The organism is Acidovorax sp. 1608163 (assembly GCF_003669015.1).
In the GTDB taxonomy this organism is placed as follows: domain Bacteria; phylum Pseudomonadota; class Gammaproteobacteria; order Burkholderiales; family Burkholderiaceae_C; genus Acidovorax.
Genome location: NZ_CP033069.1, coordinates 763219 through 780962, shown reverse-complemented (window position 1 = coordinate 780962; position 17744 = coordinate 763219). Strand labels below are relative to the sequence as shown.

Annotated in this window: 17 protein-coding genes; 6 read left to right on the top strand and 11 right to left on the bottom strand. The window is 65.4% G+C overall.

Annotated elements, in window-relative coordinates; all coding sequences use genetic code 11:
* Window positions 1-41 precede the first annotated feature (41 nt).
* On the bottom strand, window positions 42-1046 hold the full coding sequence (locus EAG14_RS03510) for a tripartite tricarboxylate transporter substrate binding protein (protein ID WP_099742026.1): 1005 nt from the start codon (window positions 1044-1046) through the stop codon (window positions 42-44).
* A gap of 118 nt (window positions 1047-1164) precedes the next feature.
* Between EAG14_RS03510 and EAG14_RS03505 the strand changes: the two genes are divergently transcribed.
* Window positions 1165-2007 carry an IclR family transcriptional regulator gene (locus EAG14_RS03505; RefSeq protein ID WP_121728071.1) on the top strand — a complete coding sequence of 281 codons (843 nt, stop codon included), beginning with the start codon at window positions 1165-1167 and terminating at the stop codon, window positions 2005-2007.
* Between the two features lie 28 nt (window positions 2008-2035).
* Here EAG14_RS03505 and EAG14_RS03500 read toward each other — a convergent pair whose 3' ends face one another.
* Window positions 2036-2971: a methylglyoxal synthase gene (locus EAG14_RS03500; RefSeq protein WP_240456922.1), complete on the bottom strand. Its 936-nt coding sequence runs from the start codon at window positions 2969-2971 to the stop codon at window positions 2036-2038.
* A complete protein-coding gene (locus EAG14_RS22640; protein WP_162995901.1) occupies window positions 2968-3111 on the bottom strand; it encodes a hypothetical protein in 144 nt (47 codons plus the stop codon). Before EAG14_RS22640 ends, EAG14_RS03500 begins: the two co-directional genes overlap by 4 nt.
* A 559-nt stretch (window positions 3112-3670) precedes the next feature.
* On the opposite strand from EAG14_RS22640, the gene EAG14_RS03495 reads away from it, so the two are divergent.
* Window positions 3671-4015 (top strand): metal-sulfur cluster assembly factor, encoded by a 345-nt coding sequence (locus EAG14_RS03495; RefSeq protein WP_121728070.1) that lies wholly within the window; start codon window positions 3671-3673, stop codon window positions 4013-4015.
* Between the two features lie 133 nt (window positions 4016-4148).
* Complete coding sequence (locus tag EAG14_RS03490) at window positions 4149-5168, top strand: hypothetical protein (RefSeq protein ID WP_240456921.1); 1020 nt, start codon at window positions 4149-4151, stop codon at window positions 5166-5168.
* A gap of 53 nt (window positions 5169-5221) precedes the next feature.
* Here EAG14_RS03490 and EAG14_RS03485 read toward each other — a convergent pair whose 3' ends face one another.
* The 6 genes from EAG14_RS03485 to EAG14_RS03460 all read right to left on the bottom strand — a co-directional run bounded on the left by EAG14_RS03485 (window position 5222) and on the right by EAG14_RS03460 (window position 12052).
* Window positions 5222-6010, bottom strand: coding sequence for an ABC transporter ATP-binding protein (locus tag EAG14_RS03485; protein ID WP_121728068.1), 789 nt, complete (start codon window positions 6008-6010; stop codon window positions 5222-5224).
* Entirely contained in the window at window positions 6007-6870 is an 864-nt protein-coding gene (locus EAG14_RS03480) for an ABC transporter ATP-binding protein (RefSeq protein ID WP_099656632.1), read from the bottom strand. Before EAG14_RS03480 ends, EAG14_RS03485 begins: the two co-directional genes overlap by 4 nt.
* A gap of 22 nt (window positions 6871-6892) precedes the next feature.
* The gene (locus EAG14_RS03475) at window positions 6893-7780 is read right to left on the bottom strand and encodes an ABC transporter permease (protein ID WP_199173520.1); all 888 of its coding nucleotides are present in this window, start codon (window positions 7778-7780) and stop codon (window positions 6893-6895) included.
* Between the two features lie 99 nt (window positions 7781-7879).
* Entirely contained in the window at window positions 7880-8953 is a 1074-nt protein-coding gene (locus EAG14_RS03470; RefSeq protein WP_099656633.1) for an ABC transporter permease, read from the bottom strand.
* 151 nt (window positions 8954-9104) lie between these two features.
* Window positions 9105-10805: an ABC transporter substrate-binding protein gene (locus EAG14_RS03465; protein ID WP_240456920.1), complete on the bottom strand. Its 1701-nt coding sequence runs from the start codon at window positions 10803-10805 to the stop codon at window positions 9105-9107.
* 92 nt (window positions 10806-10897) lie between these two features.
* Window positions 10898-12052 carry a mandelate racemase family protein gene (locus EAG14_RS03460; protein WP_099656634.1) on the bottom strand — a complete coding sequence of 385 codons (1155 nt, stop codon included), beginning with the start codon at window positions 12050-12052 and terminating at the stop codon, window positions 10898-10900.
* Between the two features lie 156 nt (window positions 12053-12208).
* Here EAG14_RS03460 and EAG14_RS03455 point away from each other — a divergent pair, with 156 nt between their 5' ends.
* Window positions 12209-12973: a FadR/GntR family transcriptional regulator gene (locus EAG14_RS03455; protein WP_121728067.1), complete on the top strand. Its 765-nt coding sequence runs from the start codon at window positions 12209-12211 to the stop codon at window positions 12971-12973.
* A 271-nt stretch (window positions 12974-13244) separates the two neighbouring features.
* Entirely contained in the window at window positions 13245-14333 is a 1089-nt protein-coding gene (locus tag EAG14_RS03445; RefSeq protein ID WP_162995899.1) for a porin, read from the top strand.
* Between the two features lies 1 nt (window position 14334).
* Here the strand turns inward: EAG14_RS03445 and glmS are convergent, their stop codons facing one another.
* The gene (gene glmS / locus EAG14_RS03440) at window positions 14335-16275 is read right to left on the bottom strand and encodes a glutamine--fructose-6-phosphate transaminase (isomerizing) (protein ID WP_121728064.1); all 1941 of its coding nucleotides are present in this window, start codon (window positions 16273-16275) and stop codon (window positions 14335-14337) included.
* A gap of 137 nt (window positions 16276-16412) precedes the next feature.
* Between glmS and EAG14_RS03435 the strand changes: the two genes are divergently transcribed.
* Entirely contained in the window at window positions 16413-16904 is a 492-nt protein-coding gene (locus EAG14_RS03435) for an Lrp/AsnC family transcriptional regulator (protein ID WP_121728063.1), read from the top strand.
* An 18-nt stretch (window positions 16905-16922) separates the two neighbouring features.
* Here EAG14_RS03435 and EAG14_RS03430 read toward each other — a convergent pair whose 3' ends face one another.
* Window positions 16923-17732, bottom strand: coding sequence for an ATP-binding protein (locus EAG14_RS03430; RefSeq protein WP_240456919.1), 810 nt, complete (start codon window positions 17730-17732; stop codon window positions 16923-16925).
* Window positions 17733-17744: the final 12 nt, after the last annotated feature.

Below are 17744 nucleotides of genomic sequence, written 5' to 3'. Positions count from 1 at the left end.
GGCGATGGGCTGTCAGCGGGGATGAGCGTGGCGCGGCGCTATCAGTCCAGGCTGGCGCCCGAGTCCTTCACGATCTTGGCCCAGCGAGGAACTTCGGTACGCAGCAAGGCGCTGAACTGCTCTGAGGTGCCGCCCAGCACATCGCCACCTTCGGACTTGAGTTTGTCAATCACATCCGCTTGCTGCAGCGCCTGGTTGATGGCCTTGTTGAGCTGCGCCACGATGGGGGCGGGCGTGCCTGCGGGCGCCAGGATGCCGAACCAGGTCACGGCTTCAAAGCCCTTGTAGCCCTGCTCTGCCAGCGTGGGCACATCGGGCAGTTGCGATGAGCGCTTGGCCGAGGTGATGGCCAGGATCTTGAGCTTGCCATTGCGCACCTGCCCCAGCAGTGTGGGTACGGAAGACATGTACAGATCAATCTGCCCACCCACCAGGTCCGTCATGGCCTGGGCCGCGCCCTTGTAGGGGATGTGGCGCAGCTGGATGCCTGCGGCGTTTTCAGCAAGTTCACCCGCCAGGTGGGCCACGGTGCCGTTGCCCGAGTACCCCAGGGTGAGCGCATCGGGCTTGCCCTTGGACGCGGCCACCACGTCGGCAAAAGTCTTGAAGCGCGAGTTGGCCGGTGCCGCCATCACGATGGGCGAGGAAGACACCAGCGCCACAGGGGCCAGGTCCTTGATCGGGTCGTAGGGCAGCTTGGCGTAGAGCGAGGGGTTGATCGCCAGGTTGCTGGTCTGGCCCATGACCAGCGTGTAGCCGTCGGCCGCGGACTTGGCGGTGGCGTCCACCCCCAGGTTGCCGCCTGCGCCGGGGCGGTTGTCCACGATGACGTTCCACTTGTTCTGGTCCGCCAGTTTTTGCGCCACGGTGCGCGCAATCATGTCGGTGCCGCCGCCGGGCGGGAACGGCACGATGAGGCGGATGGGCTTGTTGGGGTAGGCGGCTTGTGCCAGCACCGAGGCGGTGGGCAGGGCCAGGGCCAGAGCAGCGGCAGCTGCCACAAACAGGCGCGAACGCAAGGAACGCGTGGGCGTGGAAATAGGCATGGCGATTTGTCTCCGTGATGGGTGTACCGGTCCCACGCTTGCTGCGTGGTGTGGCGCGACTTTATAAAAACGTTTCAACCCATACAATTGCGTTTCGCACAACGAAACACATTGCACCATGAGCAACCGCCTGCCACGCGCCCGCCCTCCAGCCGCAGCAGCCCCTTTGCCCCCCCCTGCTGCGGCCCGTTCACCCGCCGTTGCCCCCCCCACAGACAGCGATGCCACCAAGGAAAGCGGCGGGGTGATTGCCGTGACCCGCGCACTGCAGTTGCTCGAAGCCTTTGCGCTGGGCGAATCGCACCTCTCGCTGGCCCTGCTGAGCCGCCGCTGCGGCCTGCACAAGACCACCGTGCTGCGCCTGGCACGCACCCTGGCCCTGTCGGGGTACATGGTGCAGCGCGACGATGGCGAGTGGCGCCTGGGCCCCGCAGCGGGCTGGCTGGGCGCGCGCTACCAGGCGGGCTTTGATGTGCAAAACGTGCTGGAGCCCGCGCTGCGCGCCCTCACCCAGGCCAGCGGTGAGAGCGCCGCTTTCTACGTGCGCGAAGGCAATGTGCGCACCTGCCTGGTACGGGTGGAGGGGCCGCAAGCCCTGCGCCACCACGCGCGCATGGGCGAGGGGTTGCCGCTGGACAAAGGCTCGCCCGGGCGCGTGATCCTGGCGTTTTCAGGCGAGCCGGGCGATGTGTATGAGGAGATCCGCAGGCGCGGCTACCACTGCTCGATTGGCGAGCGCGAGCAAGGCGTGGCCACCGTGTCGGCCCCTGTGTTTGGCATGCACTGGCGCCTGCTGGGCTCGGTGTGCATTTCCGGGCCCGCATCGCGCCTGCCCATGGCCAAGCTGGAGACCCTGGCACAGACCGTGGTCACCGCCGCCAATGCCTTGTCTTATGCACTGGCTGGCAACACCTCGGCCACCAGCGCGGTGCCTGCGCGTGCCAGCCACTGGCATCCTTGAGGCCGCGCGGGGCTAGCGGCAACACGCGCTAGCGCCAGGCCCTCGCCCAGGCGTCGGCCATGTCAAAGGTGTGCAGGCAGGCGGCCTCATCACCCACCGAGCACACGGCGCGCTCCAGCAGCTGGATGTCCGCCTCGTGCTGGCGGGCCACGTGCACGTCTTCAAAAAAGACCACCTTCTGGCAGCGGCGGTCCAGCACCAGCTCGGCAATCTGGGCATCGCCGCCCATGGGGCCGCTGCGAAACGGGTGCACCCAGGGCGTGTCGGCAGGCCAACCCCGGGCCCAGGCCAGTTCGTTGAGCTTGCGCCCCGTGGTACCCGTGGCGTAGCGCACCGGCGTGCGCGACAGCACCTCGAAATGCTGGTCTGCAAACTCCACCATGCGCGCCTTCATGGAGTCGTGCGCAATCAAGGCCAGCGCCTGCTGCGCCAGGGGCCGGATGCCGCCTGCCGCGCCACCACGCAACGCGGGGCCACCGGCGTTGGCCCACTCCACCGCCATCCATTCAATGGCCGCAGCCACGGTGAGCAGCAGCGGCTTGCGGTGGGTGATGCATTGGCGCTTGAGCGCTTGCGCCTCGGGGTACAGCGAGGACGGGTCCAGCGGGTCCATCAGGTAGACCACACCGGCCAGCTCATCCTCAGGCCGAATGCCCCCTGCCACGCGGGAGACCAGCTTCATCAACCCACCCTCGTGCCCATACGGCAGGCGGTGCAATGCGGGCAAGGTCTGCAGCAAGCCCAGCCGCTCCAGCGCATCGGCAGCCCCACCCACGGCGGCAATGCGCAGTTGCAGGGCCCGCACAGCGGGCTCGCTTGCGTGGGCCCAATGCGCCAATGCGCAGGTGTGCGCGCTGCCATGCGCGGTGCGGTGCCGCCGGTGCGCAACCAGCCCGTAGGTGCGCGGCACCGGTGCGGCCTCGCCGAGGGCACCGCTGGCGGCCAGGGGTGGGGTCGCGCTCATGCGCGCTCTCCCTGCGGGGCCACACAGGCGCAGGCGTTCTGCCAACGCAGGCCCGCAATGCGGGGGTCAAGTGCGGCCACGGAGACTGGGGCGATGGAGACTGGGGCCGTGAGGGCAAGGGCTGGGGCGGCGCGGGTCATGTGCGTTGGGGGGTGATGGGCCAAATGCCCGGGTCAAGGAATGCTCTGCCCCGAAGTTACCCGACTTTGCAGCCCGCGTGCTGCTGGCAGCGGGTGGCGGCTGGCGGCGCATGGCCCCTTGGCATGCCCGGGGCACGCGGCCCGTGTGCGCCAGTGCAACCAACCCCGCAGCGCGTTGCGGGCGCCCCCAATCCACTGCGCCGTGGCGATACAGGCCGCAAATGCTATTAAAACAATAGCTACCAGCGCTTTATCTGGTTGCGCTAGCGCATCATTTCATTCAAAACCGTGAGCCTGAAGCGCCCGCCGCCTCAAAACACCCGCCCCTCCTGCAGGTGCGTGGTCACGCCGTTGAGGTGGTAGTCGCCAAGCACCCGGGGCTTTTGCAGCAGCGGGGCTGAAGGCAGGGCATTGCGCCAGCCTCATGAAACCATGGAAACCTTGATCGACGGGGGGCTGTGGAGTTGGGTGCCTGGTGTTTAATCCGCTCACAGGCGGTATGTATCCACGGCATAACCGCTTTTTGATTGAGCCGCATGCCACTTGATGGCACCACCTTATGACCAGTCACACCGATCCAGCCCCCTTTCCCTACAACGGCCCAGAGGAGCTGCGTCAGCCCATCTTGACCGCGTTGCGCCGCGTGGTGGACCCGGAGGTGGCCATGAATGTGGTGGATGTGGGCTTGATCTACGGCGTCACGGTGACCGCAGGCAAGCTCCATGCCCTGGTCACCATGACCTCTGCGGCCTGCCCGGTGACCGAGCTGATCATCGAAGAGATCGAAACCGAACTGGACCGCGACATGCCGCCCGATTTGCAGATTCAGGTGGAACTGGTCTGGGAGCCACCGTGGACCACCGAACGCATGAGCCCGAGCGCCAAGCGCTTCATGGGATGGTGAACCCTCCCCAGCCCACCCACCTCGCCCACAACCCAGCGGCGGCGGCCAAAGCCAGCGCCTGGCCTTTGGTGGTGCTGGCTCTGGGCATCGCGGCCTTGCTGGGGGCATGGCCGGTGGTTTGCTGCGTGCAGGGGTGCCACTCCCACAGGCCATGGCCCCCACTGGCTGGGCAGGCCACGCCGCCGTGGCCCACGGCGCCTTGATGGTGTGCGGGTTCATGGGCACCGTCATCGGCATCGAACGGGCCGTGGCCGTGAAACGACTGTTTGCCTGGCTGGCACCCGCCGCGTCCGGCGCGGGCGGGCTGTGCCTGATGGCGGCGCAAACCTCTGTGGCCGCAGGTTTGCTCAGCATCGCGGCCGCCGTCTTTGTAGGGGTCAACCTGGTGGTAGTGCAGCGCCAGCGTGCAGCCCACACCGCTCTGTTGCTGGCGGGCGCACTCGCATGGCTGGTGGGTTGCCTGCTGTTTTGGCACCAGCCGGGCAACACGGCCTGCCTGCCCTGGTGGTTTGCCTTCCTGGTGATGACGATTGCCGCCGAGCGGCTGGAGATGACGCGGCTCATGCGCCGGCGGCCAGGCGCCCAGCTGGCGCTGGGCGTGCTGCTGATCGCCCTGGTCGCAGGGGCCAGCGTGACCATCTTCTCGGCGAGCACAGGTGGTGTGCTCTACGGCCTTTCGCTGTTGCTGCTGGCGCTGTGGCTCGGCGTTTTTGACATTGCACGGCGCACCGTGGCTGCCCCAGGGCTGCCACGCTATATGGCCGTTTGCCTGCTGGGTGGCTACGCCTGGCTGGCCCTGGCAGGGATCGCCTGGGTGGCCACAGCCCTGGGCTGGCCCTTGCGCGACGCCGCCCTGCACGCGCTGGGGCTGGGCTTCATCGTGAGCATGATCATGGGCCATGCGCCAGTGATCCTGCCTGCCATCGCGCGCATCAAGCTGCCGTTCAGCCGCCTTTTCTATCTGCCCCTGCTGGCACTGCACCTGTCACTGGTGGTGCGGCTGTTCGCTGGCCTGCATGACCTCACATGGCGGGGCAACGGCGCACTGCTCAATGCCGTGGCCATCGGCCTGTTTGCCGCCACGATGGCGGGCGCAGCGCTGCGATGGAAGCTGCGCGCCCTGCCCAAGAGCCCGCCACCAAAGCAGGGCTGATGTGTGGCTGCGATGCCAACGTGGCATCCGCGCTGTAGACGGTAGCCCGCAGGTCAGGCGGGCATGGCGCACGCGTCGTCCGTCTGCGCATGCACGTGCAGTCCGTGCATGAGAGTGGTCTCCACCAGCATCTGGGTGTAGGCATGCTGGGCAGCCCCGAAGCACAGGGAGGCAGTGTCGATGGTTTCAACGATGCGGCCTTGCTGCATCACCCCCACCCGATCACAGAGGTGCGCCACCACCCCCAGGTCGTGCGTGACCAAGAGGTACGTCAGGCCCTCCTGCTTGCGCAGCGATACGAGCAGGTTGAGGATTTCAGCTTGCACCGAGACATCCAATGCCGAGGTCGGCTCGTCCAGCAGCAGCACCCGAGGCTCCAAGATAAGCGCCCGCGCAATCGCCACGCGCTGACGTTGCCCCCCGGACAGCTGGTGCGGATACCGGTGCCTGAAACTGTCGTCCAGCCCCACCTTGCGCAGCATCGCGCCAATGCGCTCATCCTGGGCGTCCATCTGGTGGATTTGCAACGGCTCGGCCAGCGTAGTTTGCACCGTGTGGCGCGGGTGCAGTGAGCCATAGGGGTCTTGAAAGACCATCTGCACCATGCGGGCCCTGGCGCGATCGAATGTACGTCCCAGCGGTTGGCCTCCCAGGCGCAGGGCGCCACTCCAGTGCATGAACTGGCCCGCCAGGCAGCGCAGCAAGGTGGTCTTGCCAGAGCCAGACTCGCCCACTAGGCCAAAGGACTCTCCTTGTGCCACAGAAAACGAGACATCGTGCAGCACGCGTGCGGCGCCAGTGCCTTGCCCAAAAGAGAGGCTCAGTTGTTCAACGTCAATCATGCGGCGACTCCGTCAACCCAGGCCGGGTCGCGTTGCAGGGTGGGAAGGTGCTCACGCCGGTTCTGCATGCTGGGCAGCGCCTCCAACAGTCCGCGGGTGTAGGGATGGCGGGCTTGGCCCAGGTCTGCAGCGGCAATGCTCTCCACCACGCGCCCGGCATACATCACCAGCACACGGTCACAGAAGTGGCGCACCAGGTTCAGGTCGTGGCTGATGAAAATCAGGCCCAGCCCTCTGCTGGCGACCAGCTCATTGAGCACGTCCAGCACCTGCATGCGTACCGAGACATCCAGCGCGGACGTGGGCTCGTCCGCAATCACCACCTCGGGCTGAGGGACCAGCATCATGGCGATCATGATGCGCTGCCCCATCCCCCCCGAGACCTGGTGGGGATAGAGCCCGTACACCCGCTCAGGGTCGCGGATGCGCACGGACTCCAGCATGGCTAGCACCTGCTGGCGCGCTTGTGCTCGGCTGGCGCGGTGGTGGGCCAGGTAGGCCTCTGCAATCTGGTCGCCAACGCGCATGACCGGATTCAGCGAGTACTTCGGGTCTTGCATGATCATGGACATGCGCCGCCCGCGTATCCCGCGCATTTGTGCCGCGCTGGCCTGCAGCAGGTTGACATCATCAAACTGCAATCGGGTGGCGTCTACCTTGGCATTGCGCGGGTGCAACCCCAGCAAGGCCCTGCCCACGGTGGACTTGCCCGAGCCCGATTCGCCCACAATGCCGAGCTTCTCGCGCCCTAGCGCGAAAGAGACTCCGCGCACGGCGTTGGATGTGCTGCCGTCGGGCGAGGTGAACTGCACGCGCAGATCCTGCACTTGCAAAAGAGGGGATTCGCTGGAGGTTGTCATGTGTGCCTCGATTCCTTGGTGCTTATTCGCTGCGCGGGTCCAGTACGTCATACAAACCATCACCCAGCAGATTGAACGCGAGGCTGACCAACAAAATGGCACCGCCGGGTGCAGCCACCAGCCACCACGAATCCAGCATGTACCGACGCCCCTCGGAAATCATGGCGCCCCACTCGGGCAGCGGCGCCTGCGCCCCCAGCCCCAGAAAGCCCAGCCCTGCCGCCGTCAGGATGATGCTGGCCATGTTCATGGTCAGGCGCACCACCACCGACGACAGGCACAGCGGCGCGATGTACCGCAGCAGAATGCGCGAGGCAGACGCGCCTTGCAGGCGTGCTGCGGTGATGAAGTCGGCGTGCCGCAGCGACAGGGTCTCGGCCCGTGCCAAGCGCGCAATCGGGGGCCAGCTGGTCAATGCGATGGCGATGACAGCATGGTCCAGGCCAGGCCCCAAGGCCGCCACAAACGCCAGGGCGAGCACCAAGCCAGGAAACGACAGGAAGATGTCGGTCACGCGCATCATGGCGGTGTCCACCCATCCACCAAAGTAGCCCGAAACAATGCCCACCAGCAAGCCAATGGGCCCCACGATCACCGTCACCAACGCCACCACATACAGCGTGATGCGCGCGCCATGCACCAGGCGAGAGAAGACGTCTCTGCCGTACTCATCGGTGCCAAACCAGTGCGCAGCGCTGGGCGCTTGCAAGGCCGCAGAGAGGTCTTGCGCATAGGGGCCTTGGGTTGCAATCCACGGCGCAAATAGCGCGACTGCCACCAGCCCCAAAATCACGGCCACACCGGCAGCCGTCAGCGGATTGCGCAGCAAACGGCGCGACATGCGTGCCAGCTCGCGCAGCAGGGCCTGGGTGGCGGTGGTGGCTTGGGTGGTGGGTGCAGACTGGGACATGGCTATGGGCACAGCGGCAACATCGGCCGAAGGGTTCAAGGTCTGAGAGGTGTTCATCGGGATATTCCCTGGGCGTAAGCGGTAGCGACGGCGTGGGCTTTAGCGTTGCTGCTGGGTGCGGGGGTCAAACACCCGGTACAGCGCATCGGTGACGAGGTTGATCACCACGAAGATCACCCCCACCACCAGCACCGATCCCATGACGGCACTCATGTCGCCCAGCAACAGGCTGCTGGTGAGGTACTGGCCAAAACCTGGCCACCCAAAAACGGTTTCAATCAGCACTGCCCCTTCCAGCAACCCACCGTAGGCCAGCGCCACGATGGTGAGCAGTTGCACCAGGATGTTGCGAAAGGCGTGGCCCCACACCACCGTGCGCTCCGGCAGGCCCTTGACCCTTGCGGCCAGCACGTACTCTTGCGACAGCTGGGCCAGCATGAAGCTGCGCGTCATGCGGCTGATGTAGGCCATGGAGTGCAAGCCCAGAATGCACGCGGGCAAGGTGATGTGCCGCAAGGCACTGCGAAAGGCTGCAACGTCGCCTGACAAGAGGGTGTCCACCAACAAGAACCCTGTGACGACCGGAACGGCCCCCTCAAAGGCAATCCCCACCCGCCCGATGCCTCCGGCCCAACCCAGCCAGGCATAGAAGACCAGCAACCCCATCATGCCGAACCAGAAGACCGGCGTGGAATAGCCCATGAGGCTGAACAAGCGCATGCAATGGTCACCCCAGCGCCCCTTGCGCGTGGCGGCATACACGCCCAAGGGAACCCCCAGGCCCGTTCCCAGCAAGATGGCCAGCGTGGCCAGCTCTATCGTTGCGGGCAGCACCCGCGCCAGGTCACTCACCACGGGGTGGCCCGTCAATACCGCTTGCCCGAGGTTGCCGTGCAACAGGTCGCGCAGGTAGTAGCCAAATTGCACCCACAAGGGCTTGTCCAGCCCCAGTTGCCGGTACACCTGTTCATAGGTCGATCGGTCGGCGTCAGGCCCCACGATGGAGAGCACCGGGTCCAATGGCATGACCCGGCCAATGACGAAGGTCAGCGCCAAGAGGCCCAGCAAAGTCATCAAGACCGTCAGCGCCCGCGCCCCAACCGAATGGAACTGGCGCGCAAAGCGGCGTGCACGAGACTCGCCGTGTGCAGGCAAGGCTATGGATGTGGACATGTGAATCTGTCTCCGTGCTGTCTTTATTCAGACAGTCTATTGATTGAACAAACGCTCGGCAGGCCCATCTGCGCTCGGGTCAAAGGCCTTTGGCACCGCCATCAGGGCGACTCCAAGGCCCACGATCGCCCGGAAGCGCAGTGCCTGCCATTCAGCCATGGCCCGCCGCACCCAATGGCGCCGATGCCTTGAACACACCATGCAAACGGGTGGTTGCCGAAGGGTGCCCCACATAGCCTTGCACGGTGTTGCGGTACACCACGGTCTCGACCATCTGGGAGATCGGCAAGATGGGCCCCACCTCGTCTTCGTATACCCGCTGAATGGCCTGGTACGCCCGCTGTTGCGCCCCTGGGTCTGGCTCCAGCAAGGCCTGCTCAATCATCCCGTTCAACCGTGGGCTGTAAAACCCGGTCCGCCAGCCCTGGAAGTTGGTCAGGCGGGCGGCATCGCGGTTGTCAGGGTTGTAGGCCAAGGCCCGCAAACTGGAGTGAGGATGGGGCTCGGCCCCACCCCCACCCCGCCCCACCACGATCTCGAACTTGCGCTCGCGCATGGCCCCGTAGACCTGGTTGCCCGTGCCCGGCAGCACCGATGCGCGGATACCCGCCTGCGCCAAGGTGGACTGCACGCTGGTGGCAATGTTGATGAAAGGCGCTTCGGCCACCACCCGGATCGTGGTGTCAAACCCGTCACCCAAACCCGCTTGCGCCAACAACGCTCGCGCCGCCGGAACGTCCAGCACATACCCGGGCTGCGGCAACGTGGCCGACAAACCCAGGGGCACAGGCCGCTGCTGCAGCCGCCCGTAAAAGGGCATCACAGCACGGTCGATACCCTGGTAGTCGATAAGGCTGCGCACCGCCTGCCGCACCCGCGGATCGGCAAACTTGCTGTCTTGCATGCTCATGGCCACGTAGTACATCGTCCCGCGCTGCACTGTGTGCACCACCATGCCGGGCGTGGTCTTGAGCGCCTGGATGTCCGGCACCGACAGCCCCGTGGCCATGTCCAGATCGCCACGCGCCAGCATGAGACGCAGCGACTGCGATTCCGTCATGTGCCGCATGACCACCCGGCGCAATCGGGCAGGCCCGCGCCAGTACCCGTCAAAGCGGCTCATCATCAAAATCTCTTTGGCCCGCCACTGGTCCAACCGGAACGCTCCCGAGCCCGCCGCATGGGTGTTGAGCCAGGCAGCGCCCAGGTCACCGTCTTTTTCGTGCAAGAGCACGGTCTGCCGGTCCAGCACGGCGGCGCTCACCGACGTGGCCAAGGTATAGAGCACCATCTTCGGATCGGTGGCAATCGGCAGATCGATGCGCAAGGTGTGCTCATCCAGGGCGCGGATCTGGCGCTCTGCATTTTTGGCGGTAAAGCCATAGCCCTTCCAAGGCGTGGCCAGTGCCAGGTTCAGGCGCAAGACCCGGTGCAGCGACCAGGCCGCATCCTGCGCAGTGACGGGCGCTCCGGACTGAAACCGCGCCCCCTCGCGCAGGTGAAAGACCAGGCTGCGCCCGTCGGCCCCCACCTCCCAGCGCTGCGCCAGTCCAGGCTCAATGCGCGTGGTGTCCTCGGGATGGAGTTCGATGAGGAAGTCGTAGAGGTTGGCCGCAATCTCCACCACGCCATTTCCCGTGGCACCGGCCGGGTCCAGAGACAGCAGGTTGTTCATGCTGATCCCCATGATCAGCTGGTCTTGCGGCGTGGCAGAGGGCGTTACCTGCACGGCCACTGCGTGGGCGGCAGGCCATAGCGCCGTGGCGGCACCTGCCGTCAACGCCATCGCCATCCATTGCCGACGGTGCAGCAACGCAGGCGAGGAGGGCATGCTCTCAAATTGGCTTGGCATGGCAAATGCGCTTAGGAAAGCTGAAAGTAGTTAAGGGACGCGAGGGACGCACAAGGGCAACGGGGTGGCAGCCTGAATCAACCACTCCAACATCAGTAGCGAGACACGGCGTGCGCCTCGATGTACTCGAAATCAATATCCTCCCCCAAGCCCGGCTGCTGCGACAAATGCACAAAGCCATCGCGGTCCATCGGGTCGGGCAGGCTGCGCAGGTAGGCGGGCTTGTCGTCGTATTCCAAAAATGGGTGCAGCAGCCCGCGCTCGTACCAGCGGCAGTTGCGAATGGCGGCACACACCGCCAGGTTGGCGGCGCCGTTGCCATGCACTTCGCAGTCCATCCCAAACGATTCCGCCAAGTGGGCCACCTTCAAGGTGGGGGTGATCCCGCCCACGCCCGGCACGCCCGCCCGCAGAATATCGCAGGCCCCGGCGCGCACCCAATCCGCACGGCTGTGGTGCTTGCCGCCCAGGCTCTCAGGCCCCACGATGGGAATGTCCAGCTGCGACGACAGCCAGGCATAGGACGCCATGCTCTGCTCGTTCATCATTTCCTCGAACCAGGCAAAGTTCAGCTTCTCCAGCGCGCGGCCGATGCGCAGCGCATCCATGCGGCTGTAGTTGTGGTAGCCGTCGAGCATCAGCGCAATGTGGGGCCCGACGGCCTCACGCACGGCCGCACAGGCCTTGATGTCCATGCCCGGATCGGGCGCAAACGACACCGGAGGCATCCAAGTGTGCAGCTTGATGGCCTTGTAGCCACGCGCCACCAATTTCTCGGCAAAGGCCGCATATTCCTCGGGGGTGGACAAGCCCCCTTTCAACTCGTCACCGCACATGGTGCTGCCATAAGCGGGCACCTTGTCCCGATAGCCGCCCAGCAACCGATAGACCGGCTGCCCCAGCGCACGCCCGGCCAAGTCCCACAGCGCCTGCTCGATGGCAGCCAAAGCCCGGTCGGTAAATTGACCCGCACTGCCACGCTGCCAATGCTCCAAAGACATCCAGAGCTTTTCACGCATGAAGGGGTCGGCCCCCACCAGCACCTTGCGCGCATAGGACTCCACCACATACGGCCGAATCACTTCAGGGGGGGCAAAGGCGTGGCCTTGGTGCCCATCGTCTGTGGTGATGGTCAGCATAGCCATGCGCCCTTGCGTCTCAGGCCCTGGATGGGAATGCCCTGCGCTGTCTACGACACGGAAGGTAGGAAAGGTGAATACGGTGCCTGTGACACGCTCGATTTTCATGAGATTTTCTCGTCAGTCGTCTGATGAGTTGATTGTTAGTTAGACATACGCCCAGCGAATCAGGACAAACCCTAAACCCAGCACACCACCCACATCCGCGCCAAGCCAGAGACCCAGCACCGCAAGATATAGTCGAAACACACCGGCCACCCCCTCATGAGTGCACAAACCTCCACCCCAACCCCGCCAGCGCGCGCCATCAGCCAACCCCAGCGCGTGGTCGACGGCGTGACCGAACGCATTCACAACGGCACACTCCAGCCAGGCGACCGCGTCCCCCCGGAGCCCGAGTTGATGCGCGAATTTGGCGTCAGCCGGTCTGTGGTGCGCGAGGCCGTCTCCCGGCTGCAGGCCAGCGGCCTGGTGACCACACGCCAAGGGGTGGGCACCTTTGTGCTGGAGAGCTCTCAGCAAACACGCCCCCTGCTGGCCGCCACGTCACGCGACGTTCGCATCCAGCAAGTCCTGGCCATGCTGGAGCTGCGCATCAGCCTCGAATCAGAGGCCGCCCACCTGGCGGCCCTGCGCCGCACAGACGCCCACCTCATCGCCATGCGGGCGGCGCTGGACGCCTTTGAACAACACCGGCGCTCAGGCGCCAGCACCACGGAAGACGACTTCAACTTCCATGTGCAAATTGCCAGCGCCACAGGCAATGAATACTTTGAAGAGGTGCTGCGCAACCTGGGCAGCGCCACCATTCCACGCCCCCGCGCAACCCCTGCCGACACACCGCCCCAGGCTCCCTCATTCGGAGCACCCCTCGCCTCGCTGGAGCACAACAAGGAAATCACACAGCGCGAGCACGAAGAGATTTACAACGCCATCCGCCGCCAGGATGCCGCCGCCGCCCGCGCCGCCATGCTCATGCACCTGATCCACAGCCGCGAGCGACTGCGCATTGCCCGCGGAGACGCATAGGGATCCTCTGCACCAATCACCGTGCCGCGTGCATCAGCGTGTGCATCTGCGGGCTCGGGCGGTCTGCGGCGTTGCCAATGCTCGCAACAGCTACGGCTATTGCTGCGCTTTGCGCCTTGCAGCCCATCCCGATCCACAGTGCCCACTTGCCGCTCGATTCGCGCAGAGGATCCCTGGTCCACCTCGGGTTTGTCCGAATCCCTAAATTTTCAACTTTGCGCACACTCCAACACGTCAGACGACTGATGTTAATAAATCAAAGGAGACTCTTGTGCGAAGTTTGAAATCCCTGCGTGCCCCTGCCACCACTTGCGGGCTGGCCCTGGCCGCCTGCCTGGGCTGGGGCCCCACGGCAGCACACGCCCAAAGCAACCACCTCACGCTCTACGGCATCGTGGATGGCTGGGCTGGTGTACAGAAAACCAAGGCCGGTGCAGCCACCGGCTCGGTGGGCATGGTGGAGAGCGGCGGCGCCCAAGCCAGCCGGTGGGGCATCAAGGGCACCGAAGACCTGGGCGGCGGGCTGAAGCTGAACTTCGTCCTGGAGCAAGGCATTGCCATCGACACCGGGGGCATCAGCACCGTGTCTGCCTCCAACGGCGGCTTCAACCGCAACAGTTTTGTGCGCCTGAGCGGGCCGTTTGGCGAACTCAAGCTCGGACGCATGCTGACGGCCTACGACGCCTTGCGCGGGCCCGTCAACCACTTGTACGACTCGTCCGGCTTTGCATCGACAGGCCAAACCTGGTCCGCCAGCACCACCGCAGGCAACGGGCTGCCCGCAGTGAGCGGAAGCGACTACCTCGCACGCACCAACAACACCATCCAGTACGGAACGCCCGAGTACCGCGACTTCAGCGCCGCTGTCAGCGTGGGCATGGGCGAAGGTGGCGTCACCGCCACCGCCGCCCCCCGCACCGTGACAGGCAATGTGATCTATGACGACGACACCACGCGCGTGGGCTATTCCTTTCAGCGCGAGTTCTACACCACGGGCGAGAACCGCTACCACCTGGTTTCCGGCAAGCACCGCTTCAAAGCCTTCACCGTGGTCGCGTCATTGCAAAGGCAAACCGACCACCGCGTGACTGGCGGCCAAACCGCCAACGAATACCAGGTGGGCGTGGATGTGCCCTTTGGGCAAGCCACCGTGGCCCTGGGCTACGCCAGCTCGCTTAACCGCGACGCACAAGACCGCAAGGTGATCGACGCCAGCGGCATCAGCGCCATGGTGACGTACGACCTGTCCAAGCGCACACGCCTGTACACCGCAGTGCGGCAACTGGAAGTCAAACGCGGTGACGGCAGCGTGTCCAGCGACGTGTTGCGCTGGGGGGTTGGCGTCACCCACCGCTTCTAACTCACTCCACCGTCACGCTTTTTGCCAGGTTGCGTGGCTTGTCCACATCGGTACCCCGTGCGCAGGCGGTGTGGTAGGCCAGCAGCTGCAGCGGCACCACGTGCAGCAGTGGGCTCAGGGGGCCGTAGTGCTCGGGCATGCGGATCACGTGCAGGCCTTCGGCACTTTCGATGTGGGTGTCGGCGTCGGCCAGCACGTAGAGCACACCGGCGCGGGCGCGCACTTCCTGCATGTTGCTCTTGAGCTTTTCCAGCAGCGCGTCGTTGGGCGCCACGGTCACCACCGGCATGGCGCTGGTCACCAGGGCCAGTGGGCCGTGCTTGAGTTCACCCGCAGGGTAGGCCTCGGCGTGGATGTAGCTGATTTCCTTGAGCTTGAGCGCGCCTTCCAGGGCGATGGGGTAGTGCAAGCCCCGGCCCAGGAAGAGTGCGTTTTCCATGCGGGCGAAGTCTTCGGCCCAGCTGATGATTTGCGGCTCCAGGGCCAGCACGGCCTGCAGGGCCACGGGCAGGTGGCGCATGGCTTTGAGGTGGGCGGTTTCTTGCTCTGCCGTCAGGCGGCCTTTGCTTTGCGCCAGGGCCAGCGTCAACAAGAAGAGCCCCGCCAGTTGCGTGGTGAAGGCCTTGGTGCTGGCCACGCCAATCTCCACACCCGCGCGGGTGATGTAGGCCAGCTTGCATTCGCGCACCATGGCGCTGGTGGCGACGTTGCAGATGGTGAGCGTGTGCTGCATGCCCAGGCTTTGCGCGTGGCGCAGCGCGGCCAGGGTGTCGGCGGTTTCGCCGCTTTGGCTGATGGTGACGACCAGGGTGCGCGGGTTGGGCACGCTGGTGCGGTAGCGGTATTCGCTGGCCACCTCCACCTGGGTGGGGATGCCCGCGATCTCTTCGAGCCAGTATTTGGCGGCACAGCCGCTGTAGTAGCTGGTGCCGCAGGCCAGGATGAGGACGTTGTCGATCTCCTTGAACACGCGCCACGCGGCGGCACCGGGCTCGCCGTGCAGGCCTGCGCCGTCAAACAGCTCGGGCACGATGCCTTCCACGCCTTCGAGGGTGTCGGCAATGGCACGGGGCTGCTCGAAGATTTCCTTTTGCATGTAGTGGCGATAGGGCCCCAGCTCGGCCGCGCCGCTGTGGGCCAGCACGGTGCGCACGGGGCGCTGTGCGGGCGTCAAGGCATTGCCGTCCTTGCCCACGATCCAGTAGCGGCCCAGTTGCAGGTCCACCAGGTCGCCTTCTTCCAGGTAGACGATCTGGTCCGTCACACCCGCCAGGGCCATGGCGTCGCTGGCCAGAAAATGCTCACGGGAAGCCGACGCACCGGCGCTGGCGTCCTTGCCCACACCCAAGATCAACGGCGAGCCTGCGCGTGCGCCCACCACGCGATGCGGCTCGTCCTTGTGGATGACTGCAATCGCATAGGCGCCGTGCAACTGGGCCACGGTGGCCTGCACGGCCTCAAACAAATCGCCTTGGTAGAGGCTGTCGACCAGGTGGGCAATGACTTCGGTGTCGGTCTGGCTCACAAACACGTAGCCGCGTGCCTGCAGGGCGGCGCGCAGTTCTTCGTGGTTTTCGATGATGCCGTTGTGCACCAGCGCCACCCGGCCTGGCTGGCTTGCGGCATCGCCCGTGCCGTGGCTGAAGTGGGGGTGGGCGTTGTGCATGGCGGGCGCGCCGTGCGTGGCCCAGCGGGTGTGGGCGATGCCGGTGGCGCCATCGACATGGTCGGTGGCCACCTGCTCCAGTAGCTCGGCCACACGGGCGGTGCTGCGGGCGCGCTGCAAGCCGCCCTGGGGCGTGCCGTGGCGCGAGGCATCGAGGCTGGCGGCATGCACCGCCACGCCGCAAGAGTCATAGCCGCGGTATTCGAGCCGCTGCAGGCCCTGCACAAGGATGGGAACGATGTTGCGCGTGGATACCGCGCCGACGATGCCGCACATGGTGGATGCCTCCGTTAAAACCGATGGGGCGATGGTAGGCAGGCACCAAAGAAATATGCACTCAACATATCTTCAATTTTGAAATTTAATTTCTACAATTCACTACGGAGAAATTAAATTTCAAAAACAAATCAATCATGGAATCCATATCACTCGATGCGATCGACCTGCAGCTGCTGGACCTGCTGCAGCACGATGCTGCCCAAAGCAACCAGGCCTTGGCCGAGCGGGTGCATGTGTCGCCCCCCACCTGCCTGCGGCGGGTCAAGCGGCTGCACGATGTGGGGCTGATCGAGCGGCAGGTGGCCCTGCTGCAGCCCGACCGGCTGGCCGCCGTGCAGGGCCACGGGCTGGCCTGCATTGTGGAAGTGAGCCTGGACCGCCAGAGCACCGAGGCGCTGGATGCCTTTGAAGCCCGCGCCGTGGCCGATGCCGAGGTGCAGCAGTGCTGGCGCGTGTCGCCGGGGCCCGACTTTGTGCTGGTGGTGCACACGCGCGACATGCCGGGCTACCTGGCGTTGTCGCAGCGGCTGTTCACCGCCGATGCGAACGTGCGCAACGCCAAGGCGTTCTTCAGCACCAAGCGGGCAAAGTTTGAAACAAAAGTGCCACTAGCGCCTACCCAATAAGCGCCAGCAGCTATCTTTTCAATAGCAAATAACCACCGCCGCAGGCCACTCCACACGCACGGTGCAGCCCTGCCCCACCGCCGCCGTGGCGGTGATGTGGGCGCCGTGGCGCTCGGCAATGGTGCGGCACACGGCCAGGCCTGCGCCCACGCCGTCAAATTCGGTTTCGCGGTGCAGGCGCTGGAAGATGCCGAACAGGCCCGCAGCGCGCTCGGGGTGAAAGCCCACGCCGTTGTCTTGCACCTCCCACGCCACCCAGCCAGCGCCGCGCTCCGCAGGCACAGCGCGCACGGCAACGCAGGCAGCCGGTTGGCGTTGGCTGAACTTGAGGGCGTTGCCTAACAACTGCACCAGCAACTCGTGCAGCAGGGCCGGGTCAGCCTGCAGGGTGGGCAGGCCGGTGGCCACCGCCCACTGCACAGCGTCGGCGCCCGCCAACGCGGACAGGGCGGCCCGCGCCTTGGCCACCGCTGCGGCCAGGTCCACCGGCTGCAGTTGCAGCGGTGCGCGGCCCACGCGCGACAGGGCCTGCAGCCCGTCCAGCATCAGCGCCATGCGGCGGGCCGACTGCTCCATGGTGCCGACGAACTCTTGCGCCTCTTGCAGCGGCGGGCTTTGCAGCACATCGGCAGGCAGGTCGCCCAGCACCTCTCGCACCAGCTTGCCGTACGACGTGATGTGGCGCAGCGGCGCACGCAGGTCGTGCGAGACCACGCGCAAGAACGCCTCTTGCGCAGTCGCCATGTCGGCCACCTGCTGCTGGCTGGCAGCCAGGGCGGCGCGCAACTGGTCAGGGGTGAGGTCGGGGGTCATGTCTTCGTCAAGCATGGCGCTCGGTTC